Here is a 22,362-nt window from a genome sequence, read left to right as displayed (position 1 = left end):
CTACGCGCTGACCAGCTCGGCGGGAATCGCGCGCAGCGCGCGGGCAAGGTCGTCGCGGAGATCGTCGACGTGCTCGAGCCCGATCGACAGCCGCACGAGACCCGCATCCGGGCGCGCGTGTGGGGGTACCGGACGGTGCGTCAGGGCGGCGGGGTGCTGGATGAGGGAGTCCACCCCTCCCAGCGACACGGCGTGCGTGAAGATCGCGACGGCTGAAGTGACGGCGGCCGCAGCCTCGAACCCGCCACGGAGTGTCACCGCGATCATCGCGCCGGTTCCTCGCATCTGACGTCGCAGCAGACCGCGGGGATCCCCGTCGAGGCCGGGGTAGTGCACCTCGGCGATCTCCGGCTGCTCCTGCAGCCATGCCACCAGTCGGCGCGCCGTACCCTGCTGCCGTTCCAGGCGCACCGGCAGGGTCGGCAGTCCTCGGTGCAGCAGATATGCGCCGAGGGGGTGCAGGAGTCCGCCGGTCACCGCGCGCACACGACGCAGCGCGGCGGCGGTCTCGGCGCCGCACGCGATGACACCGGCGATGACGTCGCCGTGGCCGCCGAGGTACTTCGTCGCACTGTGCAGCGACATCGCCGCTCCGAGCGCGACCGGATTCTGCAGCAGTGGCGTTGCGAACGTGTTGTCGACGAGGACAGGGACGGTGCCGGCCGACGCCACCACACCCGCGATGTCGACGAGGTCGAGCGTGGGGTTGGCGGGCGTCTCGACGACGATCAGCCCGGTCTCGGGTCGGATCGCGGCGGCGATCTCGTCTTCGCGGCAGTACGTGACATCGATGCCGAGCAGTCCCGACGAGAGCAGGTGATCGGTCCCGCCGTAGAGCGGGCGCACCGCGATGACATGCGACCTTCCGGACGCTGCACTGTGTGCGATGATCGCGGCGGTCATCGCCGCCATGCCCGAGGCGAATGCGACAGCCTCCTCGGTGCCCTCGAGCTCGGCCAGCGCGCACTCGAAGCGGGCGACGGTGGGATTCCACAACCGCGCATAGACGAGCCCGCCTTCGGCGAGCGGGTGACCCCCGCTCGCCATGGATTCGTAGGACAGCCCGCCGGCTTCCAGGTTGGGGATGGGGTTCGTGGTCGACAGGTCGATCGGGAGCGCGTGAACGCCGAGACCCTCGAGGTCGGCCCGTCCGGCGTGCACGGCGACCGTGTCGCGGTGGCGGTGTGCAGATTCCATGCCGTTAGTGTGAGGGGAATCGCAAGAAGAGGCCCGTGATCAGGCTGAAAGGGCGAAAAAAGCGTGGGTGATCCGAACTTTCTGCAGAATTCGTCGGCTCAGGGGAGGCTTTCTCGATGAAATCCCAAGGCGGTGACCCGCTCGATGACAACGACCTTCGCATCCTGCGGTTGCTTCAGCGCGACGGCGATCTCACCAACCGTGCCCTTGCCGAACGGCTCGGCCTGGCCGAGTCGACGTGTGCCCATCGGGTGCGCACGCTGCGCGCGCGGGGAGTGATCCGCGGATCGCAGGTGCGCTTCAGTGAGACTGCGCTGGGCTATCCCATCCAGGCTCTCATCCGCGTACGACTGGGAAGTCACTCCGCCTCTCGTGTTCGCGAGCTGTTCGACGCGCTGTGTGAGATCCCGTCTGCGCTGCGCGTCTTCCACGTCGCCGGAGTGGACGACTTCCTCGTCCATGTGGCCGTGCGCGATCCCGAAGCGCTGCGGGACGTGGTGCTGGAGCACATCACCGTGCACCCCGTAGTGCGGGCGACCGAGACGCAGCTCCTTTTCGAGGTGCGCGATGGCCAGGGTCCCTCCATCTGACGGGAGCCGGCGCGTCGCTCGGTCGAGATCGGTTCAACCTGGGGTTGAGAGTTTCGGGTCTCGATGTCGGAGGGTCGTGCCATCCTTCATGCATGCGTTCGAACCCGCGGCTCACCCTCCTCAGTGACGAGGACCGGTCCGAGCTGACCGTGATCCTCGCGGAGGTTGAGGAGGCGCAGGGTCTGCTCGCGGCAGCTGAGGCGGCGCAGACCCGCGTGCTGGCGAAGGCGGGGGCGTTCGCGGCGCGGTTGGCGGAGGGGTCGACGGCGGTGGTGAAGGACCGGGACATGGCACTGCGGGGTGTGGCAGCCGAGATCGCGGCGGCGGTGCGACTGTCGGACCGAGCGGTCCAACGACAGATCGATTCTGCTTTCGCGTTGGTGAATGACTACCCCGCGACGGTGCATTGCCTGGAGAAGGGGTTGCTGACGCGGGCGCATGTCGCGGTGGTGGAGGATGTCGGGCGTCGCGTGCCCTTCGAGCTCAAGGGTGAGTTCGATCAGCTCGCGGCGGAGATCTGTCTGGACGAGACGCCGGGTCGTGCCCGCGCGGATTTGGAGGTCTTGGCGGAGCGGATGAACCCGCGGTCGCTCACGGAGCGGCATGCGGGGGCGTTCCGTGAGCGGAAGATCGTCCGCTACCCGATCGGTGACGGGATGTCGGAGCTGCGGTCTGTGCACTCCACGGTGCTCATCGAGGGGATCTTCCAACGCATCACCGACGAGGCGAACGCGGTCATCGCCGCTCGGGAGTCGAACCCGGGTGACGGTGTCACTGCGGACACCCGATCCCTGGACGAGGTCCGGGCTGACCTGTTCGCCGATATGCTCCTCACCTCCACCCCCGGGATCGGCCCGACCGGTGACCTGCCGGGCGGGTTGGGGGCGATCAAGGCGAAGGTGCAGGTCGTCATCCCCGTGATGGCGTTGATGGGTCAGAGCGATGTCCCGTGTGATCTCGCCGGGGTGGGGCCGATCGACGCAAACACCGCCCGGCTGCTCGCGGGGAACAGTGACGGGACGTGGGAGCGGCTGCTGACTCACCCGGTCACGGGGTTGACGATGGCGGTGGACCAGTACCGGCCGACCGCAGCGATGGACCGATTCTTGAAGGGCCGCGACAAGCACTGTCGGTGGCCGGGATGCCGGATGCCCGCCCGGAAGTGCGAGGTCGACCACAACCACGACGCCGCCCTCGGCGGGAAGACAGAGATCTGCAACCTGTGCTGCCTGTGTCAACGGCACCACAGCATGAAACAGTTCACCGCCTGGAAAGTCCGACAACTCGACGGTGGGGTCATCGAGTGGACCTCCCCGACGGGGCGGGTGTATACCGACAACCCACCGGGTCATGGGGTGCACTTCTCACCGGAAGAGGACGTCCCCGACGATCTGTGGGTGAAATGGACCACCTTTACCGGAGAATTCCGGATCACCGACCAACCCGTCGACAATCCAAACGAACCCGCGCCCTTCTGAGGTTCAGGCGGCCGGGCCGGCGGTCCGACTCGTCCGATGTCATCGCCCTGCGACGAGGCCGAAGACCAGGCACGCGACGCCCGCGGCGGCCAGCACGACCGCGTACGTCCATCGGTAATCCAGATGGATGAGTCTGTCGTAGGTGCGTGTGACGAATGCGGCCGCGCCGGGTAGCCGCGACCACACGCCGGCGAGCAGGACGAACGGGGCGATGAGCGCCAGCAGGAAGACGGCGTACGCCAGGATCCGGGGGACGAGCTCGTCGCTGATGCCGGCCGTGACGCGGCCGGTGGTGTACATGATCGGGAGGGTCGTGAATCCGACGATCGAGCAGCTGAGCCCCAGCCAGAAGTAGCTCCCGGGGTGAGCGCGACCCGACGTAGGGTGGCCGCCCTCCGCTCGCCGGGGAACGATGAGACGCCAGACGGCGACGCCGATCGCCGCGGCCAGGAAGACGGCGCCGGCGATGAGGTCGACCGTGCGACTCAGCGCAAGGGCGTCCGCGTCGCGCTCCGCGGCCGTGACGAGATTCGCCGGATTGAAGCTCTGCAGCGCCACGAAGAGGATCGTGGCTCCCGTCGCGAGGCCACCCACCATCCACGCCATCCGTGCCGGCACCTGGGTGTTGCGGGCGAGCATGTCGGCAGTCGCGCCGTACAGGGCGGGGTTCAGGCCGAGCGCCAGTCCGAGCCCGATCAGCGTCGACAGGGCGACCGCCCACCGGGCGATGTCGTGCATCTCAATCGCTCCTGGACACGGTGACGGTGAACTTGGCGTTGCGGGCGACCTGTCGGGTGGGGCCGACGAGCCGGTCGAGCGCCGATCGGTGACGGAGGTGCGAGTTCCAGACGGTCCAGAGCTCGCCTCCCGGGGCGAGCACCCGAGCGGCGTCAGCGAACAGTCCGTGCGCGAGCCGCTCATGCACGGCCGCTCCGGTGTGGAACGGGGGGTTCAACGCGATCAGGTCGGCCACGCCATCGGGGAGGCTCGAGAGGCCGGCATCCTGAACGACCTCCACCCGATCGGCGACACCGTTGGCAGCGGCGGTGACGCGCGCGGAGGCGACCGCGGCCGCCGAGACATCCGAAGCGTGAACCCGGAGACGGGGATGACGCCGAGCGATCGTCACGCCGACGACGCCGTTTCCGCAGGCCAGGTCGACGACGAGCGCGTCATCCGGAATCTCGTTCGGAAGATTCTCCAGGAGGAACCGGGTCCCGATGTCGAGGGAGGCGCCGGCGAAGACGCCCCCGAAGGCGCAGACCTCGAGGTCGCCGACCCGCGCGCGCTTCGGCTCGGGGTCGCGTCCGTCATGGGGCTCGGCGGCGATGAGGACACGCGACTTCTGTCGCGCCGGGCTGACGTCCACACGCCCGAAGTACCGCCGCAGGACGTCGTTCATGGCCAGGGTCATATGTTTGATCCGTCCGCCGGCGAAGACCCGCACGTCTGGCCCGGCGTGCCGCGCGATGAGCCCGGCGATGTCATCCAGCGCATCCAGGGAACGGGGGAGGCGCAGGAGGACGACCCTCGCGTCTCGCACGAGTTCGGCGGACAGCGGCAGGGAGCGGAAGACTCCCGACATCTCCAGCGCCTCGGCGTTCGCGACGAGTGCGCGTTCGCCGAGGAGAGAATCCTGGTGCACCCTGAGGGACCACCCCGGCTGCGCCGACGCGAGGGTGAGCGCCCCGAAGGCATCGCCGATCACGACCACATCGTCCGGCGCCGCATCACGGCGCGCCTCGTGGGAGACATCCAGGAGCAGCCGGTCGGCGGCGTCGACGGCCACGAGATCCGGCGCCTCGACGTCGGGCCACCGCCGCAGCGCGTCGAAGGGGAAATCCACACCCCCACGCTAGGCGCCGTCGCGATCTCTTGACATCGACACGACCGGCACGGGGCGTTCCGGGCGCTTCTCTAGGCTGGAATCCCCGTCCCTCGCCGAGGAGAACCCGTGTTCCGCGCGCCCCTGACCCTCTTCCGCACCCTCGCCATCGCCGAGGCGGTGTCGTGGACCCTGTTGATCACGGGACTGATTCTCCGCGCGACCGCCGGTCTCGACATCGCGGTGACGATCGGCGGCGGCATCCACGGCTTCGTCTTCCTCGCCTATGGCGCGACGGCGGTTCTCGTCGCCCTGAACCAGCGCTGGTCGCCCGGACCGGCGATCGTCGCCATCGGCAGCGCGGTGATCCCGTACGCCACCATCCCCACCGAGATCTGGCTGCAGCGCTCCGGGCGTCTGCGCGGATCGTGGCGGACCGAGGAGACAGCCGATCCCCGCGACCGCCGGATCCTCGACCGGATGCTACGTTTCTTCCTCCAGCGCCCGTGGGTGCTCGCCCTGCTCATCGCCGCCGCGGTCGTGCTGCTGTTCGTCGTGCTTCTCATCGTCGGTCCGCCCGGAGGTCGGGACTGATCCTCGCGCGGTTAGGCTGACGGAATGCCGGACAGCTCGAACCCCCTCCGCACCCTCGCCCGCTGGTCGCTGGCCGGCGCGATGGTGTTCGCCGGTGTCACCCACCTGTTCTGGGGGCGCAAGGAGTTCCAGACGCAGGTTCCCGACTGGACCACCCGGGGCACCGGATTCGACAAGGATGACGTCGTCATCGTCTCGGGGGTGCTCGAGGTCATGCTCGGGGCGTCGCTCGTGCTGCTCCCGGGATCGCGTCGCACGCTCGGAAACTACCTGGCGGCGTTCTTCGTGGCGATCTTCCCCGGCAACCTCGAGCAGTATCTGAAGAAGCGCGACGGCTTCGGCCTCGACACCGACCGCAAACGATTCGTGCGGCTCTTCTTCCAGCCTGTCCTCGTCGCCGTGGCGCTGTGGTCTACGCGGGACGGACGGCGCTAACCGCTCGCATCCTCCCCGACGAGCGTTCGCGCGAGCATCGTCGCGCCCGCTGTCGCCGCCGGCATGACCGCCACCGCGCCCAGCGGCACGAGGAAGCACAGCTGGGTCGCGATCCCGAAGCCCCACACCCGGGGTCGGGCCCGGCGGAGCAGTGCGCGCCGTTCCCTGCGCGAGATGCCGCGCGCTGTCAACGCGCGCGAGGTGAGTTCATCGGCGAGGATCCAACCGGTGAGCACCGTGCCGATGACCGCTCCCAGCACCGTGCCGACGACGGGGATGAACCCGACGAGAGCCGCGCAGACGGCGATGAGGATGCCGCGGCCGAGAAGTGACAGCGCGTCTCCCGCGGATCGCCAGAAGCCGTAGTCCGCGCCGGGGATCTCCCCTCCCGCGCTCTTCTCCACCGAACGCCAGATGCGGTCGTAGAACGGCTCTCCGACGATGAGGGTGACGGCGGTGAAGGTCACGATCGCGATGATGCCCGCCCCGCCGAGGAGCGCCGCGCTCACGGCGATGCGAAGGACCCCGGTCCAGAACTCCGGCCATCCAGACGCGAACGGCGTCAGCCATTCGGCGACCTCGGGAACCCAGGCGCCCAGAACCACCAGCGCCGCGATGAACACCACCGCGACGACGACGGCGGGGATGAGTCCGAGCGCCATCGCCCCGGGGCGCCGAGCCCACCACCCGAACCCCCGAAAGAGGAGCCCCACTCCGCGCCACAGTTCCGACATCCCGTTCCTTCCGGCCCTGTGAAGGATAGCGAGGCCCGGACGGATATCGTGGCGGAGTGAACGCGACCGGCACCACAGTCCTGCACTCGGCTCGACTGGTTTCAGGCGGTGAGATCGCCGACGACGCGTGGCTGCTGCTCGACGGCGACGTCGTCTCCGCTCGCGGTACCGGCGCCGACTGGCAGCGTCACACGGCCGCGGAGGTGATCGATGCCTCGGGGCGCGTCCTCACCCCCGGATTCATCGACCTGCACTGTCACGGCGGAGGCGGAGCGGCCGTCGATGACGGTGCCGCCTCGATCGCGCGGGTTCTGGACGCCCACACCTTCCACGGCACGACGCGCTCCGTGCTCTCCCTGGTGAGCGCCGGCGTCGATACGCTCGCGTCGCGCCTCGCCGCGATCGCGGAGGCGAAGGCCCGCGATCCGCGCGTGCTGGGCGCGCACCTGGAGGGTCCCTTCCTCCATCCCGACTTCCGAGGGGCACACGATCCGAACGTGCTGTGCGATCCCGATCCCGAGACGATACGTCGCCTGCGGGATGCCGCGGACGATGCGCTCGTCCAGATCACCATCGCCCCCGACCGACCTCACGCGCTCGAGGCGATCGAGACGTTCTCGGCCGCGGGCGTCGTCGTGGCGGTGGGTCACACCGGAGCCGACCGTGCCCTGGCCGACGCGGCGTTCGCCCGCGGGGCGAGGCTGCTGACCCACGCCTTCAACGCGATGCGCGGGATCCATCATCGGGCACCGGGGCCGGTCCTCGCCGCGGTGAACGCGTCGGGAATCGTTCTGGAGGTCATCCTCGACGGCAGCCACGTCGACCCCCTGGTCGTGCGGATGCTGTTCGAACTCGCGCCGGGGCGCATCGCGCTCGTGACCGACGCCATGGCCGCCGCCGGCGCGGCAGACGGCGACTACGTCCTCGGCGACCTGGAGGTCACCGTGTCGGCGGGCATCGCGCGGCTGACGGGTACGGAGACGATCGCCGGCTCCACCCTCACCCAGGACGCCGCTCTGCGCCGGGCCGTCGAACAGGTGGGACTGGACCTTCCCGCAGCCGTCGCCGCGCTGACCGAGACTCCCGCGGGGGTCGTCGGGCGGCAGGACCGGTTGGGGCGGCTCGAGCCCGGATTCGCAGCCGACGTCGTCCTCCTCAGCCCCGCCCTCGAGGTCGAGTCCGTGTGGTCGGCGGGACGGCGGTTCCGGTGACCCAGGTCGCGGCCGCGACATCCCTCGCCCGCACCTACCGGTACGTCCGGCTGGCGATCCTCGGGGCCGTGCTCGCTCTCCTCGTCTCCGTCGCCGCGGTCGCGATCGACGTCGGCACCGCACCGGAGTCGTTGAGCGCCGGCTTCTACACCCCTGCCCGGACGGTCTTCACCGGGTCGCTCTTCGCCGTGTCGCTCGCCCTCCTCGCTCTCTCGGGACGGAGCGTGCCCCAGGCTCTGCTCGATGTCGCCGCGGTTCTGGCCCCACTCATCGCCATCATCCCGACCCCGGTGGGTGGCGTCGTCCCCGCCGCCGTGCAGGCCGACGTCGTCAACGGTCTCATCACGTTCGCGATCGTGGGGGTGGCCGCGCTCGTCGCCGCGCTCTTCGTCGCGCGCGCCCAGCGGACCCTCACCCGGGGTGTGCTTGCCACGGCCGGCGCTGCGAGCGGGCTCATCGTCGGGTTCCCGCTGTGGGCGGCCGTGGATCAGGAGAGTCTGCTGCGGTTCGGTCATCTGGCGGCGACCCTGGCCTTCTTCGCCCTCATCGCCGCCGTCGCCGGGTGGACCGCGTGGGCGCCGTCCTCCTCCCGGCCGACCGCGCGCGCGATCTACGGGGCGATCGCCGTGGGTATCCTCGCCGCGATCGGCTTCCTCTTCGTCGTCTTCGTCCTGAGCGTCGCCGATCCGCGCGGGGTGGCCACCGGCGTCCCGCTCGTTCTCATCGGCGAGGTCGTCCTTCTTCTGCTGTTCTCGGCGTTCTGGATCGTCGAAACGGTCCAGACGTGGAGCGATCCGGATCCGACCGTTCGGTGATGACCGCGGGAATAGTCGCCGGCACCTCGCGTTGAAGTTGATACGTGTTTGCTCAACTTCCCGGAGCGGGATCGGCGAGCAGGCTTCGCATCACCATTCACGGAGAGTGACATGCCCGAAGACTTCCCCCAGACCGGTGACGGTCAGAGTGCGTTCGACGAGTTCCTCGCTCGTTACCTCGCGGGCGAGCGGGCTCGCGCGGAGCGTTCGATCGACCTCAGCCGCTTCCTCAGCGCCCGAACCCAGGAGATGCTGCAGCTTTCCGGCCGCTACGCCCTCGATCGCGGGCAGCGGGAACTCGACGCCCTGCATGTGCTCCGGGTGCTGGTCCAGCACGCTCCGGCACGGGATGCGGTGGCGCGGATCGGCTCCGACCCCGACGCGATCGCCCGCGCCGCCGAAGAGCGGCTCCCCGCCGCGTCGACGGCGGCCGACGTCGACGGCGCCGTGATCACTCCGTCGGTGCAGCGCGCCCTCTTCCACGCCTTCCAGGTCGCGCGCTCCTCCGGCTCGACCTACGTCGACCCCGAGCACCTCTTCTTCGCGCTAGTCCTCGCGCAGGACACCCCGGCCGGGCAGATCCTCGCCCAGGCGGGCGTCACCGCCGAGGCGCTCACCCAGAGCGTCCGCGAGACGGTCACCCCCGGCGGAACGAGCACCGACGAGAGGGCGGATGCCGCGGCATCCGATTCGCCCATGCTCGACCGCTTCGGCACCGACCTCACGGCCCGCGCCCGCGACGGACTGCTCGATCCGGTGATCGGTCGCGAAGACGAGATCGAGCAGACGATCGAGATCCTCAGCCGCCGCACGAAGAACAACCCCGTGCTCGTCGGCGAGGCGGGCGTCGGCAAGACCGCGATCGTCGAGGGCCTGGCCCAGGCCATCGTGGCGGGCGACGTCCCCGAGCAGCTGCGCGACAAGCGTGTCATCGCCCTCGACCTGCCCGCGATGCTCGCCGGCACGAGGTACCGGGGCGACTTCGAGGAGCGCCTCACCCACACGATGGACGAGATCGCCGCGCGCTCGCACCAGCTGATCGTCTTCATCGATGAGGTCCACACCGTCGTCGGCGCCGGGGGCGGCGGCGAGGGTGCGATGGACGCCGGCAACATCCTGAAGCCCCGGCTCGCCCGCGGCGAGCTCCACCTGGTGGGTGCGACGACGCTGAAGGAGTACCGCACGATCGAGAAGGACCCCGCCCTGGAGCGCCGGTTCCAGCCGGTGAAGGTGGGCGAGCCGTCGCTCATCGATGCCGTCGAGATCCTCCGCGGCCTCCGCGGCGCCTACGAGGAGCACCACGGTGTCACCTACACCGACGACGCGCTGCGCGCCGCCGTCGAACTCAGCGACCGGTATCTGACCGACCGGGTGCTTCCCGACAAGGCGATCGACCTCATCGACCAGGCCGGGGCTCGGCTCCGGCTGCGCCTGGGGTCGAAGGTCGACACCCAGGAGCTCCTGGAGCGCCTCGCGACGCTCGAGGCCGACAAGAACGCCGCGGTGACCGCGGAGCGCTACGAGGAGGCGTCGCAGATCCGCGACGAGATCACCGCGGTGCAGGAGCGCCTGCGCGTGGCGACCGAAGCCGGCGCGAAGGCGGGCGCGGCCGTGGTGGGCGAACCCGAGATCGCCGCGGTCATCAGCCGTGCCACGGGCATCCCTGCCCAGCGCCTGACCGAGACCGAGCGCGAGCGCCTGGCGCAGCTGGAGAGCGAGCTGCACGCGCGGGTCATCGGACAGGATGACGCGGTGACCGCCGTCGCCAAGGCGGTGCGTCGCAACCGCACCGGCATGGGGGACAGCCGCCGCCCGGTCGGTTCGTTCCTCTTCCTCGGTCCGACAGGGGTGGGCAAGACCGAGCTGGCGAAGGCACTGGCGGCCTCCCTGTTCGATGACGACGGCGCCGTCATCCGCTTCGACATGAGCGAGTTCGGCGAGCGGCACACCGTGTCGCGCCTCGTCGGTGCCCCTCCCGGATACGTCGGCTACGACGAGGCGGGACAGCTCACCGAGCGCGTGCGGCGCAACCCCTACTCGATCGTGCTGTTCGACGAGATCGAGAAGGCCCACCCCGACGTGTTCAACCTGCTGCTGCAGGTGCTCGACGACGGCCGCCTCACCGACGGTCAGGGGCGGACGGTCGACTTCCGCAACACCGTGGTCGTGATGACCTCGAACATCGGCAGCGAGTTCCTCGCCTCGCGCTCGGGTGCCATCGGCTTCATCGCCGACGGCGGCGGAGCGACCGGTTTCGGCTCGGACAAGGACCTCCGCGACCGCGTGATGGGGCGTCTCCGCGACGCCATGCGGCCGGAGTTCCTCAACCGGATCGACGAGATCGTGCTGTTCCGCAAGCTCGAGAAGGAGCAGCTGGAGCAGATCGTCGGGCTGATGCTCGGCGCCACCCGTGCGCGGCTGGCCGCCCGCGAGGTGTCCCTCGAGATCGACGACTCGGCGATCGCCTGGCTCGCCGAGAACGGCTACGAGCCCGAGTACGGGGCACGGCCGCTTCGCCGCCTCATCCAGCGAGAGGTCGACGACCGGATCGCCGACCTGTTCGTCTCGGGGGCACTCAGCGACGGCGGCGCGGTGAGGCTCGACGCCCTCGACGGGATGCTGCGGGTCGCCGCCGGAGCGACGGTGGCCGCCGCAGCCTGACGCCGGTTCCGATGGGGCATGCTGAGGACATGGCATGCTCCATCGGAATCGCCGCTGCCGTCGGGCCCGGGTTTGCTCGCACGATCGCCCCGGCCGTCGAACGAGCCGGGTTCGCCACCCTGTGGGTCAATGACACCCCGGGTCACGACGCGCTCGAGGTGCTCGCCGCCGTCGCCGAGGTCACCGACACCCTGGGGCTCGCCACGGGCGTCATCCCGGTGGACCGGCGTCCGGGGGAGGAGATCGTCGAGCGGGTGAGCGCTCTCGAACTTCCGGTCGCGCGTCTCACCCTGGGTATCGGGTCCGGGGGCCTTCGACGCGGCGCATTGGATGCCGTCCGCACCGCGATCATCCGGGTGCGGGAGGGGACCGGCGCGCGCATCGTCGTCGGCGCCCTCGGACCGCGGATGCGACGCCTCGGCGCCGCCGCCGCCGACGGCGTGCTCCTCAGCTGGCTGAGCCCCGCACTCGCGGCCGCACAGGCGGCCGAGGCGCATCGCGCGCAGGACGGCGCGCACGCCGCGCTCTATGTCCGCGCCGCGCTCGACGACGACGCGGTGCCGCGGCTGGAGGCCGAGCGCGACGCGTACGCCGGGTATCCCGCGTACGCGGCGAACTTCGCGCGACTGGGTCTGGCGCCCTCCGACACCGTCCTCACTCCCGACACCGCCGCGCTGCGTCTGCCGGAGTACCTCGACGCCGCCGACGAGGTGGTGCTGCGGATGATGCTGGCCGATCCGGGCGACAGCGCCGCGGCAGTGCGGTTCATCGAACGGGCCGCGGCGATCCGTGCGCGCTGACAGGTGTCGCACCCCCGTGGCAGAATCGCGCCCATGCTTCTGAGAGAGGTGGTCGAGGCCACCGAGGCCGTCTCGCGAACGGCGTTGCGGAAGGCGAAGGTCATCGTGCTCGCCGAGACGCTTCGCGGCCTCGAGCCGCAGGAGGTCCCGATCGCCGTGGGATTGCTGTTGGCGAAGCCTCGACAGGGCCGGCTGGGTGTCGGATGGCGCACGCTCGCCGCCGAGCGTGAGCACGCGCCCCACGCGACGCTGTCGGTCCTCGACGTCGACGCGGCGTTCGAGCGCCTGGCCGTCGCCGGCGGAGCAGGCTCTGCGGCACGGCGGCAGGCCGAGCTCGATGCCCTCGCACGGGCCGCGACGGCCAGGGAGTGGGACTTCCTGGCCCGCGTCATCCTCGGCGAGCTCCGCACCGGCGCCCTCGAGGGCGTGCTCCTCGACGCGGTCGCCCTCGCAGCCGATCGGCCGCTCGCATCCGTGCGTCGCGCCGCGATGTTGTCGGGAGACCTCGGCGAGGCGGCGTCGGTAGCCCTCTTCGGCGGTGCCGACGCGCTCGACGAGGTCGGGCTCATCGTCGGTCGCGCCGTCCTGCCCATGCTCGCCGCGACGGCTGCCAGCGCGGGCGAGGCGGTCGCAGCTGCCGGGGACTCGTCGGTGGAATACAAGCTGGACGGCGCCCGCATCCAGGTGCACCGCGACGGCGAGGAGGTGCGGGTGTTCACACGCACTCTGGCCGATGTCACCCACCGGCTCCCCGAGATCGTCGAGACCGTGCGCGCCTTGCCGGTGGAGACGGCGATCTTCGACGGAGAGACGCTCGCACTCGATGAGGACGGCGCTCCGCGCGCCTTCCAGGAGACGATGTCGCGGTTCGGCTCCGAGGCGGCGACGGCCGTGGCGCTGCGTCCCTGGTTCTTCGACCTCCTGCACCTCGACGGCCGCGACCTGCTGGACGAGCCGCTCCACGTCCGGCAGGCGGAGCTCGATCGCGTGGCGGGGGAGTGGCGGGTGCCTGCCGTGCGGACCGCTGATCCGGATGTCGCCGAGCAGACGGCCCGTGCAGCCCTCGCCGCCGGCCACGAGGGCGTCATGGTGAAGGGTGTCGATGCGCCCTATCAGGCGGGGCGGCGCGGGAAGAGCTGGCTGAAGGTCAAGCCGGTGCTCACCTTCGACCTCGTGGTCCTCGCCGTGGAGGAGGGATCGGGGCGCCGCAGCGGTCAGCTGTCGAACCTGCACCTCGGCGCCCTCGACCCCGAGGGCGTTCTCGGACCGCCCGGTGGGTTCGTGATGGTCGGCAAGACTTTCAAGGGGCTGACCGATCAGCTCCTGGCCTGGCAGACCGCCCATTACCCCACGATCGCGACCGCGCACTCGGGGCACGTCGTGCACGTGCGGCCCGAGACCGTCGTCGAGATCGCGATCGACGGTGTGCAACGCTCGACCCGTTACCCCGGTGGCGTCGCCCTCCGCTTCGCGCGGGTGAAGGGCTATCGTCCCGACAAGACGGCCGCCGAGGCCGACACCATCGACGCGCTGCGCGCGCTGCTGCGGGGCTGACGTGCGCGTCGTCGTCCTCACCGGTGCGGGGATCTCCGCCGAAAGCGGTGTGCCGACGTTCCGCGACGCCGACGGGCTGTGGGAGGGACACCGGGTCGAGGACGTCGCGACGCCGGAGGCGTTCGAGCGCGATCCCGACACCGTGCTGCGCTTCTATGACGCGCGTCGGCGGGCCGTGGCATCCGCTCTGCCTCATGCGGGCCATCGCGCCCTGACCGAGCTGGAGGCGGCCATCGGCGATGACCTGCTCGTCGTCACGCAGAACGTCGACGACCTGCACGAGCGCGCCGGCACGAGGCGGCTGGTGCACATGCACGGCACGCTCGCGAACGCGCTGTGCACCGCGTGCGGTGAGGTGTCGGTCATCGTCGACGACCTCGAGGGCCGACCGGCGTGTCCGGCGTGCGGAGCGTCTGCGCTCCGCCCCGACGTGGTGTGGTTCGGCGAGATGCCCTACGAGCTCGACCGGATCGAGCGGGCGCTCGTCACCGCGGACGTGTTCGTGTCGATCGGGACCTCGGGGAGTGTGTACCCGGCCGCGGGATACGTGGCCTTCGCTTCGGCGCTGGGTGCCCGCACCGTGGAGCTCAACCTCGTGCCGAGCGACGCGGCCGTTCCCTTCGACGAGGTCCGCGCCGGGCCCGCGTCGCAGGTGGTGCCCGCGTGGGTGTCGGAGGTGCTGACGAAGGGGTGAGTGCGCCCGGCTTCGAGCCGGCGCGCACCCACCCCGGAGTCAGATCCGTATGCCGCCCGACCTCAGGCGCGAGAGCGCGTCGACCGTCGCGGCGAGGATCAGCACACCGCCGGTGACGAGCAGGTTGACGCCGGCGGGCAGGTTCAGCAGCCCCAGGCCGTTCGTGATGACGGCGATGACGAGCGCACCGATGGCCGCGTGGACCAGGCGCCCGCGTCCACCGAAGAGGCTGACACCACCCACGACCGCCGCCGCGACGCCGCTCAGCACGATGTCTCGACCGACCGTGGCGTCCACCGAGCCGACGCGCGTCACCGCGAGGAGGGCCGAGGCCACGGCGAGACTCGAGCAGATGACGAAGGCCCACCACTTGACCCAGCGCACCTTCACGCCCGAGCGGCGTGCCGCCTCGGCGTTGCCGCCGATCGCGTAGATGTAGCGGCCGAACTTCGTACGGTCGAGCACAAGGGTCCCGATCCACAGGATCGTCAGCACGACGGGGACGATGATCGGCACGCCCTCGACCGCCACGACCGACTGGCCGCGGTTCTGGTTGAGGACGTACACCACGACCCCGCCGATGACGGCGATGGCGGCGAGCTTGATCCACACCAGCGACAGCGCCCGGTTGGGCACGCCGGCCCGGGTGCGCCGATTGCGGTCCCAGAAGCTCGTCGCGGCGGAGATGAGCAGCATGACCAGCAGCATCACCCAGCCTCCCCACACCGGCAGGTTGCCGTTCTGCAGCGCGAGGAGCTCGGGGACTTCGACGCGGTAGAGGCCGCCGGGTCCGATGACCGTCAGGGCGAGACCCTGGAATCCCAGGAACAGACCCAGCGTCACCACGAACGAGGGTATGCCGACCCTCGCGACGAAGAATCCGATGAACGCGCCCGTGAGGAAGCCGAAGGCGAATCCGATGAGGAGCGACAGGGGCCAGGGGATGCCGAATTGGGCCGTGAGCACGACGAACAGCGCCATGCCGACGCCGCCGGTCACGCCGGCCGACAGGTCGATCTCGCCGAGCAGCAGCACGAAGACGAGCGCCATGCCGAGGACCACCAGGGTTGCGGCCTGGTTGAGCAGATTGGCGAAGTTGCGCTCGGTGAGGAAGAAGGGGCTGAGTGCGCTGAAGAGGATGCCGAGGACGACGAGGCCGCCGATCGCGGGGAGCGCGCCCATGTCGCCGCCGCGGACGCGCTGGAGCCAGGCTCTCACCTGGTCCATCAGGCCGCCCTCGACGCCGCTGCCGATCAGATCGCTGGTCACCGGGTCGGGTGCAGCCTCGGTTCGGGTCGCGTTGCTGCTCATTCGGCTCCTCCCGTGCTGAGGGTGGTGGTGTCGATGATCTCGACCCCGTTGGTCTTGGTACCGGTGATGTAGCCGACCACGTCGTCACGTGTGGTCTGGACGGTGGGGATCTGCGCCACCATCTGACCGAGGTAGAGCACGGCGATGTCATCGGCCACCGCGAACACATCGGCCAGGTTGTGGCTAATGAGGATGACGGCGACACCCTGCTGTGCGAGGCGCTGAACGAGATTCAGCACCTGTTCGGTCTGAGCGACCCCGAGCGCTGCCGTCGGCTCGTCGAGGATGACCACACGGGCCTTCTTCAGGACCGCACGAGCGATGGCCACGGTCTGCCGCTGCCCACCGGACAGTGAGGAGACCTTCTGGCGCACGGACTTGACGGTGCGCACCGACAGGGAGCGCAGGGTGTCGGAGGCGTCCTTCTCCATCCGCCCCTCGTCGAACATGCCGAAGGTGAGCTCCTCGCGCCCGAGGAACATGTTCTGGACGATGTCGAGGTTGTCGCACAGCGCGAGGTCCTGGTAGACGACTTCGATGCCGAGGCCCGAGGCGTCCCGCGGGGCGACGAGATCGCGATGCTGACCGTCGATGAGGACCTCGCCCTCGTCGTAGGGCTGCACACCGGCGAGCCCCTTGATGAGGGTGGACTTGCCGGCGCCGTTGTCGCCGACCAGAGCGGTCACCTTGCCGGGGTAGACCTTGAGATTCACGCCCTTGAGGACGCTGACGGGACCGAAGGACTTCTTGACCCCGACGAGTTCGATGATGGGTTCCAGGGCGGTGGGGGTGTGGATGGTGTCTGTCATGCTCGCTTCCTTGCGACCGGGTGGAGGGGCGCGGCGGGGGCGCCACGGCGCGGTGCCGTGGCGCCCCCGGTTCGGCGCGTTGTCACGCGCGGGGCATCACTCGGTGACGCCGAACTCCTCGCACGCGGCCATCACGTCGGGGGTGCAGACGTCGTCGTAGGAGGCGTCGCCGGCGGCGATGACGTCCTTGACTTCGTTCGGACCGACGAGGACCGGCGTGACCTGGATGTAGGGCGTACCGTCTTCGAGCTCGGCCTCGGCGGTGACCTCTTCGCCGTTGAGCAGCGCCACGGCGAGCTCGACGGCCGCGTCGGCTTCATCCTTCACCGGCTTGTAGACCGTGGCGGTCTGCCAGCCGAGGAGGATGTTCTGCAGGCCCGCGACGTTGGCGTCCTGACCGGAGACGGCGACACCTTCGAGGTTGTTGTCCTGCAGCACCTTGATGACGCCGGCGGCGTTGGTGTCGTTGGCCGCCCAGACGCCGTCGACCTGACCGCCGAGCGAGGTGAGGGCCTGCTCGAAGTTGGTCTGCGACTCAGCCTGGTCCCAGACCCCCGGGGGCTCGGCGGCCGGGGTGATACCGGCGGCCTCCATGACCTCCACGGCGCCGGACTTGAACATCGCGGCATTGCCGTCGGTGGGGTCTCCGCCCATGTAAACGACGGTCGCGGTGGCGGGGTCCTTGCCGGCGGCTTCGAGGCCGTCGAGCACCGTCTGGCCCTGCAGACGCCCGACCTCCATGTTGTCGAACGAGACGTAGTAGTCGGCGCCCTCGAAGGGACGGTCGTACGCGATCACCGGGATGCCCTCAGCCGTGGCGTTCGCAGCGACGGCCTCCGCCGCACCCTGGTAGTCCACGAGCAGCATGACACCGCAGCCCTGGGTGAGCTGCTGGTCGGCGATCGTCGAGTAGGTGTTGGTGTTGCCCTGCGCGTTCTGGATGTCGACCTCGAAGCCGGCCGCCTCCAGGCCCTCCTGCAGGTACTTGCGGTCGAAGTTCTCCCAGCGGGGCGAGGATGCCGCGTCGGGGAGGATGACGCAGGCCCGGCCCGCGGCGTCGCCGCCGCCGGTCTCGCCACCGTCACCGCCGCTGTCGCCACCGGTCGAGCTGGAACAGCCCGCCAGCAGCATCACGGCTGCGCCGGCCACCGCCGCGGCCGAGAGGAAGGATTTCTTCATTGTTCACCTTTCATCGTCGAATGGTGAGCGCGACGCCCCCATTGGGCCGCTCACGAGACCGATCATCCCGAGTGGCCACCCTTGGCGTCAAGTAGTGAACGTAACGCTTTCGCAACGGCGCTCATGCGTTCGGTCCATGAAGGCATTTACCGGCCGGTGGCCTCCCGCGTCCGGCGGGACAGGGAGTCGATGATCACGGCGATGACGAGCACGAGGCCCGTGATCATGTAGCGCACCGACGAGTCCAGAGTCAACAGCGTCAAGCCCGAGGAGATCGACTGGATCACGATGATGCCGAGGAGCGCGGAATACGCGGTGCCCCGTCCGCCGAACAGGCTCGCCCCGCCGATGACCGCGGCGGCGATCGCATTCAGGTTCGTGTCCCCGCCGCCGGAACTCTGGCTCACCGCTGCGAGCCGGGCCGCAGCGAGGATGCCGCCGATGGCGGCGAGACTCGAGCACAGGGCGAACACCGTGACGTAGATGCGTCCAACGCGGATCCCCGCCCGTCGGGCCGCCTCCTTCGACCCGCCGACGGCGTACACCGCGCGGCCCCATCGCGTCTGCTGGAGCACGATGTCGATGACGACGACCAGGGCGAGGAAGAACAGGAACATCACCCCCACACCGCGCGAGAGGTTCAGGTACCAGGTCGCACCGGCGAGGAAGACACCGAGGATGATCGTCCGCACGGCGATCTCGCGGTAGCGCTGGCTGTCGAGGTTCGCCTGCACGCGCCGCTGGGCGCGGCGCACGCGCGAGAGAGCGTAGCCGGCGACGGCGAGGGCGACGAGCACGTAGGAGAGCCAGGCGGGAAGGAACAGCTGCTGCGCGAAGACCACCAACCACGAGTCGAAGGGCAGGTTGATCGATCCGGTCTCGCCGAGCACCCACAGCTGCAGGCCGAGGAACCCCAGGAGTCCTGCCAGGGTGATGACGAAGCTGGGCAGAGCGAACCGGGTCAGCAGCAGTCCGTACCCGGCGCCGATCGCCGCCCCCGCAGCCACGGCGGCGATGATCGCGAGGATCAGATCCCACTGCATCTGCACGAACGTCACGGCCAGGATCGCGGCGGCCAGTCCTGAGACCGAACCGACGGAGAGATCGATCTCACCGACGAGGAGGACGAGGACCACTCCCAGCGCGATGGTGCCGATGGCGGCGCACTGCATCGTCAGGTTGACGAGGTTCTGGCTCGAGAGGAACGAGGGATTCAGCGACTGGAACACCGACCAGATGACGACCACCCCGACGATGACGGGGAGTGCACCCAGGTCGCCCTCCCGAACGCGAGCGGCGACGCGCGAGAACGTGTCGGCGGCGGTCATCCGTCGAGGTCCTGCGTGCGCGGACGTCGGCGGGGGCGGTCGGTGGGGAGGGGGATGATGCGACCCGGCGTCGCCTGCTCGGGCGCCGGCGCGGGGCGTACCGGCGCATCGGCGGTGGCCCCGGTGATCGCGGCGATGAGGGTCTCTGTCGTGATGTCGGCGACGTCGTACTCGCCGTTGTTCCGGCCGAGGCGCAAGACGACCGCGCGGTCGGCGACGGCCATGACGTCGGCCATGTTGTGGCTGATCAGGATGACGCCGTGCCCGCGTTCGCGCAGCCGCTCGATGAGGTTCAGCACCTCGGCGGTCTGCGCCACACCGAGCGCCGCCGTCGGCTCGTCGAGGATCACCACGCGTGGGTCGCCGATCAGCGATCGGGCGATCGCGACGGTTTGACGCTGACCACCCGACAGCGAGGCGACCGGCACCCGCACCGAGGGGAGCTTCGCGGCGAGCTCGCGCAGCAGCGTCCAGGTGCGCTGCTCCATCTCGACCTCGTTCAGGCGTCGACCCGAGACCAGTTCTCGACCGAGCCACAGGTTCGCGACGACATCGAGGTTGTCGCACAGGGCGAGGTCCTGGAAGATCGTGGCGATTCCCAGCTCCTGCGCGTCGGCAGGGCTGCCGAGGCGCACCGGTGCGTCGTCGAACTCGATCACACCGGCGTCGGCCGTGTACACGCCGGCGAGGATCTTCACCAGCGTCGACTTGCCGGCGCCGTTGTCGCCGACGAGGGCGACGACCTCGCCCTCGTCGACCCAGAAGTCCACATCGCTGAGGGCGCGCACGGCGCCGAACCGCTTGCCGATGCCGCGCATCGTCAGCACGCGCTCCCGGGGGCGGGACGTGGACGCCGTCATTCCGCCGTTCATCGCAGTCCCGCCTGCTCGCAGGCTGCGGCGTACTCGGCGGTGCAGATGTCGTCGATGGTCCAGAACCCGTCGGCCACCACGGTGTCGGCGATGTTGTCGACCGTCACCGCGACCGGGTCGAGGAGCGTCGTCGGCGTCCCCTCGATCTCGAGAGGTGCAGTGACCTCCTCGCCGCGCAGCAGCGCGACTGCCACGTCGGCGGCGCGCTCGGCCTGGGGGCGGATGGCCTTGTACACCGTCATGTACTGGTCACCGGTGAGGATCCGCTGGATGGCGGTCAGCTCGGCATCCTGCCCGGTCACGATCGGGAACGGCGTGATATTGCCGGCGCGCAGCGCCGCCACCGCGCCGCCGGCGGTGGCGTCATTGGCCGCATAGACCGCCGCGATGCGGTCGCCGAACTGGGTGAGCTGCCCGGCAACCCACTCCTGCGCGAGGTCGGGACTCCATTCGGGTGTGTCGAAGGACGACAGCACGGTGAGTCCTGCCTCGTCGATGACGCTCTGGGCGCCGGATTTGAACAGCGCGGCATTGCTGTCGGTCGGCGAGCCGTTCACCATCAGGATGCCTCTCTGCTCCGTCGCGGGTTCGATACCGGCCAGGGCCTCGGTGAGCGCGGCCGCCTGCAGCTGGCCCACCTTCTCGTTGTCGAACGAGACATAGTAAGCCAGATCGCCCCCGGCGACGAGACGGTCGTACGAGATCACCGGAACACCCTGGGCGTTGGCCTCCCGGACGATCGTGACGGCGGCGTTGGCGTCGACCGGGTCGAGCACCAGAACCCCGGCGCCCCCGGTGAGCGCGGCCTCCGCCTGCTGCTGCTGCTTGGCGGCATCCTGATCGGCGTTGGAGTACAGCACGCGGAAGTCGCCGAGCTCCTCCACGCGCTCTTCGAAGTACGGGCGGTCGAAGGTCTCGTACCGGGCGGTCTTGGCGTCGGGGAGGAGAAGCGCAATCGTCCCCTCCTCACCCCCCGTCGGGGAAGCACAGCCGGCTGATCCCAGCGCGACCACCGTCGCGAGGAGGGCCGCGGCAGCGCGGCGGAGAGCGGAGGTCATCGGCCGCTCACGCGGTGGCGCGATCGACTCCGCTGTCGACCGCGACATGATCGAAGGCGACGGCGTCGAGCGCGGCCGCGATGGCTCCGCGGGTCTCGGTCCATTCTCCGAACGAGCTCGCGACGATCTCGGGCAGGCCGTTGCCCGCGGCCAGCGCCGTGCGCTCCAGCGAGTGGCGCATCGGTGCCATGAGGATCTCGCCGGCCTCGGCGAGTTCGCCGCCGACCACGATCAGTCCGGGGTCAAGCAGATTGCACAGGCTCGCCGCAGCGATGCCGATGTGCCGTCCGGCGTCGGCGATCACCCGTCGTGCGCTCCCGTCGCCGGATTCGGCGGCCTGGATGAGGTCGCTGAGACGTCGCATCCCCTCCCCGGGCGGGAAGAGGGAGAGAAGGGCGGGACCGCCGGCGTAGGTCTCCAGACATCCCCGGTTGCTGCACCGGCAGATCGGCCCGTTCTCGTCGATCGTGACATGGCCGATCTGGCCGGCCTTGCCGTTGACACCGCGGAAGAGCTCGCCGCCGACGACCATCCCCGCGCTGATCGTGTGGCCCACTCGGAGGTACACCGACGACGCGACGTCCCTCGACACGCCTTCGCGGGCCTCGGCGAGTGCCCCCAGGTTGGCCTCGCTGTCGACGAGGACCGGACGCTGGATGCGGGCGGTGAGGGATGTCGCGATGTCGACGTTCTCCCAGCCGCGGAGGATTCCGGCGGCGCTCACCATGCCGGTCCGCGGGTCGATCGGGGCGGGAAGCGCGAGCCCCACGGCGAGCAGATCGTCGACGGCGCCGCCGAGGGAATCCATCATGTCGCCCAGGAGCAGCGCGAGACGGTCGAGCTCGGCATCGTGCCGGTGGTCGAGGGGAAGGGGGAGCGAGCTCTGGCTCACGACGGTGCGGGTGACATCCGAGATGGCGATGTGCAGCTGACGCGAGCTGAAGTGCGCTCCGGCGACCAGCCCCAACTGGCGGGCGAGGGAGACCAGGGTCGCCCGGCGGCCGCTGCGCGAGGTGATCGAGGTGTGCAGCACCCCGGACGCGACGAGCTCCTTGACGATGTTCGACACCGTCGCCGGTGACAGCCCGGTGATGCCGGCCAGTTCGACCTGCGTCATCCGCCCGTGCCGCTTCAGCGTCTCGAGCAGGCGCGCGCGATTGGCTTCACGCAGTGATGACTGCGAGCCCGGCGGCGTCTCTCGGCGGATCACATCCACA

The 22,362-nt window shown here is 70.0% G+C and carries 21 protein-coding genes; 10 read left to right on the top strand and 11 right to left on the bottom strand.

The features are described from left to right. Entirely contained in the window at positions 1–1,197 is a 1,197-nt protein-coding gene (locus tag FBY40_RS12940) for a trans-sulfuration enzyme family protein (RefSeq protein WP_141939229.1), read from the bottom strand. A gap of 116 nt (positions 1,198–1,313) precedes the next feature. Between FBY40_RS12940 and FBY40_RS12935 the strand changes: the two genes are divergently transcribed. Both FBY40_RS12935 and FBY40_RS12930 read left to right on the top strand, forming a co-directional pair. Further along, positions 1,314–1,787 carry an Lrp/AsnC family transcriptional regulator gene (locus FBY40_RS12935; RefSeq protein ID WP_141939228.1) on the top strand — a complete coding sequence of 158 codons (474 nt, stop codon included), beginning with the start codon at positions 1,314–1,316 and terminating at the stop codon, positions 1,785–1,787. 92 nt (positions 1,788–1,879) lie between these two features. Beyond that, a complete protein-coding gene (locus tag FBY40_RS12930) occupies positions 1,880–3,265 on the top strand; it encodes an HNH endonuclease (protein WP_141939227.1) in 1,386 nt (461 codons plus the stop codon). A 39-nt stretch (positions 3,266–3,304) separates the two neighbouring features. Here FBY40_RS12930 and FBY40_RS12925 read toward each other — a convergent pair whose 3' ends face one another. Both FBY40_RS12925 and FBY40_RS12920 read right to left on the bottom strand, forming a co-directional pair. After that, positions 3,305–4,003 carry a hypothetical protein gene (locus FBY40_RS12925; RefSeq protein ID WP_141939226.1) on the bottom strand — a complete coding sequence of 233 codons (699 nt, stop codon included), beginning with the start codon at positions 4,001–4,003 and terminating at the stop codon, positions 3,305–3,307. A 1-nt stretch (position 4,004) separates the two neighbouring features. Beyond that, positions 4,005–5,111, bottom strand: coding sequence for a class I SAM-dependent methyltransferase (locus FBY40_RS12920; RefSeq protein WP_141939225.1), 1,107 nt, complete (start codon positions 5,109–5,111; stop codon positions 4,005–4,007). A gap of 108 nt (positions 5,112–5,219) precedes the next feature. Between FBY40_RS12920 and FBY40_RS12915 the strand changes: the two genes are divergently transcribed. Together FBY40_RS12915 and FBY40_RS12910 are read left to right on the top strand one after the other, a co-directional pair. Further along, on the top strand, positions 5,220–5,684 hold the full coding sequence (locus FBY40_RS12915; protein WP_141939224.1) for a DUF3817 domain-containing protein: 465 nt from the start codon (positions 5,220–5,222) through the stop codon (positions 5,682–5,684). 24 nt (positions 5,685–5,708) lie between these two features. Beyond that, positions 5,709–6,119, top strand: a complete 411-nt coding sequence (locus tag FBY40_RS12910; protein ID WP_200829988.1) for a DoxX family protein — start codon at positions 5,709–5,711, stop codon at positions 6,117–6,119. Here FBY40_RS12910 and FBY40_RS12905 read toward each other — a convergent pair. Further along, the gene (locus tag FBY40_RS12905) at positions 6,116–6,853 is read right to left on the bottom strand and encodes an EI24 domain-containing protein (protein ID WP_141939223.1); all 738 of its coding nucleotides are present in this window, start codon (positions 6,851–6,853) and stop codon (positions 6,116–6,118) included. The two genes, FBY40_RS12910 and FBY40_RS12905, sit on opposite strands and share 4 nt — an antisense overlap. 56 nt (positions 6,854–6,909) lie before the next feature. On the opposite strand from FBY40_RS12905, the gene nagA reads away from it, so the two are divergent. From nagA to FBY40_RS12875, 6 genes are all read left to right on the top strand, one after another. Beyond that, a complete protein-coding gene (gene nagA / locus FBY40_RS12900; protein WP_141939222.1) occupies positions 6,910–8,064 on the top strand; it encodes an N-acetylglucosamine-6-phosphate deacetylase in 1,155 nt (384 codons plus the stop codon). Then, the gene (locus FBY40_RS12895; RefSeq protein ID WP_141939221.1) at positions 8,061–8,879 is read left to right on the top strand and encodes a hypothetical protein; all 819 of its coding nucleotides are present in this window, start codon (positions 8,061–8,063) and stop codon (positions 8,877–8,879) included. The genes nagA and FBY40_RS12895 overlap by 4 nt, the downstream gene beginning before the upstream one ends. A gap of 111 nt (positions 8,880–8,990) precedes the next feature. Then, a complete protein-coding gene (locus FBY40_RS12890) occupies positions 8,991–11,540 on the top strand; it encodes an ATP-dependent Clp protease ATP-binding subunit (protein ID WP_141939220.1) in 2,550 nt (849 codons plus the stop codon). Between the two features lie 29 nt (positions 11,541–11,569). After that, a complete protein-coding gene (locus FBY40_RS12885) occupies positions 11,570–12,340 on the top strand; it encodes an LLM class flavin-dependent oxidoreductase (RefSeq protein WP_141939219.1) in 771 nt (256 codons plus the stop codon). 33 nt (positions 12,341–12,373) lie between these two features. Further along, positions 12,374–13,894, top strand: a complete 1,521-nt coding sequence (locus FBY40_RS12880) for an ATP-dependent DNA ligase (protein ID WP_141939218.1) — start codon at positions 12,374–12,376, stop codon at positions 13,892–13,894. A 1-nt stretch (position 13,895) separates the two neighbouring features. After that, complete coding sequence (locus FBY40_RS12875; RefSeq protein WP_141939217.1) at positions 13,896–14,588, top strand: NAD-dependent deacylase; 693 nt, start codon at positions 13,896–13,898, stop codon at positions 14,586–14,588. A 39-nt stretch (positions 14,589–14,627) separates the two neighbouring features. On the opposite strand, the gene FBY40_RS12870 is transcribed toward FBY40_RS12875, so the two are convergent. From FBY40_RS12870 to FBY40_RS12840, 7 genes are all read right to left on the bottom strand, one after another. Further along, positions 14,628–15,899 (bottom strand): sugar ABC transporter permease, encoded by a 1,272-nt coding sequence (locus FBY40_RS12870; protein ID WP_141939216.1) that lies wholly within the window; start codon positions 15,897–15,899, stop codon positions 14,628–14,630. Continuing rightward, positions 15,896–16,708, bottom strand: coding sequence for an ATP-binding cassette domain-containing protein (locus tag FBY40_RS12865; RefSeq protein ID WP_141939215.1), 813 nt, complete (start codon positions 16,706–16,708; stop codon positions 15,896–15,898). The genes FBY40_RS12870 and FBY40_RS12865 overlap by 4 nt, the downstream gene beginning before the upstream one ends. 96 nt (positions 16,709–16,804) lie before the next feature. Continuing rightward, positions 16,805–17,887 (bottom strand): sugar ABC transporter substrate-binding protein, encoded by a 1,083-nt coding sequence (locus FBY40_RS12860; protein ID WP_141939214.1) that lies wholly within the window; start codon positions 17,885–17,887, stop codon positions 16,805–16,807. 146 nt (positions 17,888–18,033) lie between these two features. Further along, positions 18,034–19,215: a sugar ABC transporter permease gene (locus FBY40_RS12855; protein ID WP_141939213.1), complete on the bottom strand. Its 1,182-nt coding sequence runs from the start codon at positions 19,213–19,215 to the stop codon at positions 18,034–18,036. After that, positions 19,212–20,075 (bottom strand): ATP-binding cassette domain-containing protein, encoded by an 864-nt coding sequence (locus FBY40_RS12850; RefSeq protein ID WP_141939212.1) that lies wholly within the window; start codon positions 20,073–20,075, stop codon positions 19,212–19,214. Before FBY40_RS12850 ends, FBY40_RS12855 begins: the two co-directional genes overlap by 4 nt. An 8-nt stretch (positions 20,076–20,083) precedes the next feature. Then, positions 20,084–21,145 (bottom strand): sugar ABC transporter substrate-binding protein, encoded by a 1,062-nt coding sequence (locus FBY40_RS12845; protein WP_141939211.1) that lies wholly within the window; start codon positions 21,143–21,145, stop codon positions 20,084–20,086. 7 nt (positions 21,146–21,152) lie between these two features. After that, positions 21,153–22,355, bottom strand: coding sequence for an ROK family transcriptional regulator (locus tag FBY40_RS12840; RefSeq protein WP_235014872.1), 1,203 nt, complete (start codon positions 22,353–22,355; stop codon positions 21,153–21,155). Positions 22,356–22,362 lie beyond the last annotated feature (7 nt).

Source organism: Microbacterium sp. SLBN-154 (assembly GCF_006715565.1).
GTDB lineage: Bacteria > Actinomycetota > Actinomycetes > Actinomycetales > Microbacteriaceae > Microbacterium.
This window is presented reverse-complemented; position numbering and strand designations above follow the sequence as displayed.

Excerpts from the sequence above, each read along its gene's own strand:
- FBY40_RS12940 (WP_141939229.1), bottom strand. The coding sequence starts at position 1,197 with ATGGAATCTGCACACCGCCACCGCGACACGGTCGCCGTGCACGCCGGA.
- FBY40_RS12935 (WP_141939228.1), top strand. The coding sequence starts at position 1,314 with ATGAAATCCCAAGGCGGTGACCCGCTCGATGACAACGACCTTCGCATC.
- FBY40_RS12930 (WP_141939227.1), top strand. The coding sequence starts at position 1,880 with ATGCGTTCGAACCCGCGGCTCACCCTCCTCAGTGACGAGGACCGGTCC.
- FBY40_RS12925 (WP_141939226.1), bottom strand. The coding sequence starts at position 4,003 with ATGCACGACATCGCCCGGTGGGCGGTCGCCCTGTCGACGCTGATCGGG.
- FBY40_RS12910 (WP_200829988.1), top strand. The coding sequence starts at position 5,709 with ATGCCGGACAGCTCGAACCCCCTCCGCACCCTCGCCCGCTGGTCGCTG.
- FBY40_RS12905 (WP_141939223.1), bottom strand. The coding sequence starts at position 6,853 with ATGTCGGAACTGTGGCGCGGAGTGGGGCTCCTCTTTCGGGGGTTCGGG.
- FBY40_RS12890 (WP_141939220.1), top strand. The coding sequence starts at position 8,991 with ATGCCCGAAGACTTCCCCCAGACCGGTGACGGTCAGAGTGCGTTCGAC.
- FBY40_RS12885 (WP_141939219.1), top strand. The coding sequence starts at position 11,570 with ATGGCATGCTCCATCGGAATCGCCGCTGCCGTCGGGCCCGGGTTTGCT.
- FBY40_RS12880 (WP_141939218.1), top strand. The coding sequence starts at position 12,374 with ATGCTTCTGAGAGAGGTGGTCGAGGCCACCGAGGCCGTCTCGCGAACG.
- FBY40_RS12870 (WP_141939216.1), bottom strand. The coding sequence starts at position 15,899 with ATGAGCAGCAACGCGACCCGAACCGAGGCTGCACCCGACCCGGTGACC.
- FBY40_RS12865 (WP_141939215.1), bottom strand. The coding sequence starts at position 16,708 with ATGACAGACACCATCCACACCCCCACCGCCCTGGAACCCATCATCGAA.
- FBY40_RS12860 (WP_141939214.1), bottom strand. The coding sequence starts at position 17,887 with ATGAAGAAATCCTTCCTCTCGGCCGCGGCGGTGGCCGGCGCAGCCGTG.
- FBY40_RS12855 (WP_141939213.1), bottom strand. The coding sequence starts at position 19,215 with ATGACCGCCGCCGACACGTTCTCGCGCGTCGCCGCTCGCGTTCGGGAG.
- FBY40_RS12850 (WP_141939212.1), bottom strand. The coding sequence starts at position 20,075 with ATGACGGCGTCCACGTCCCGCCCCCGGGAGCGCGTGCTGACGATGCGC.
- FBY40_RS12845 (WP_141939211.1), bottom strand. The coding sequence starts at position 21,145 with ATGACCTCCGCTCTCCGCCGCGCTGCCGCGGCCCTCCTCGCGACGGTG.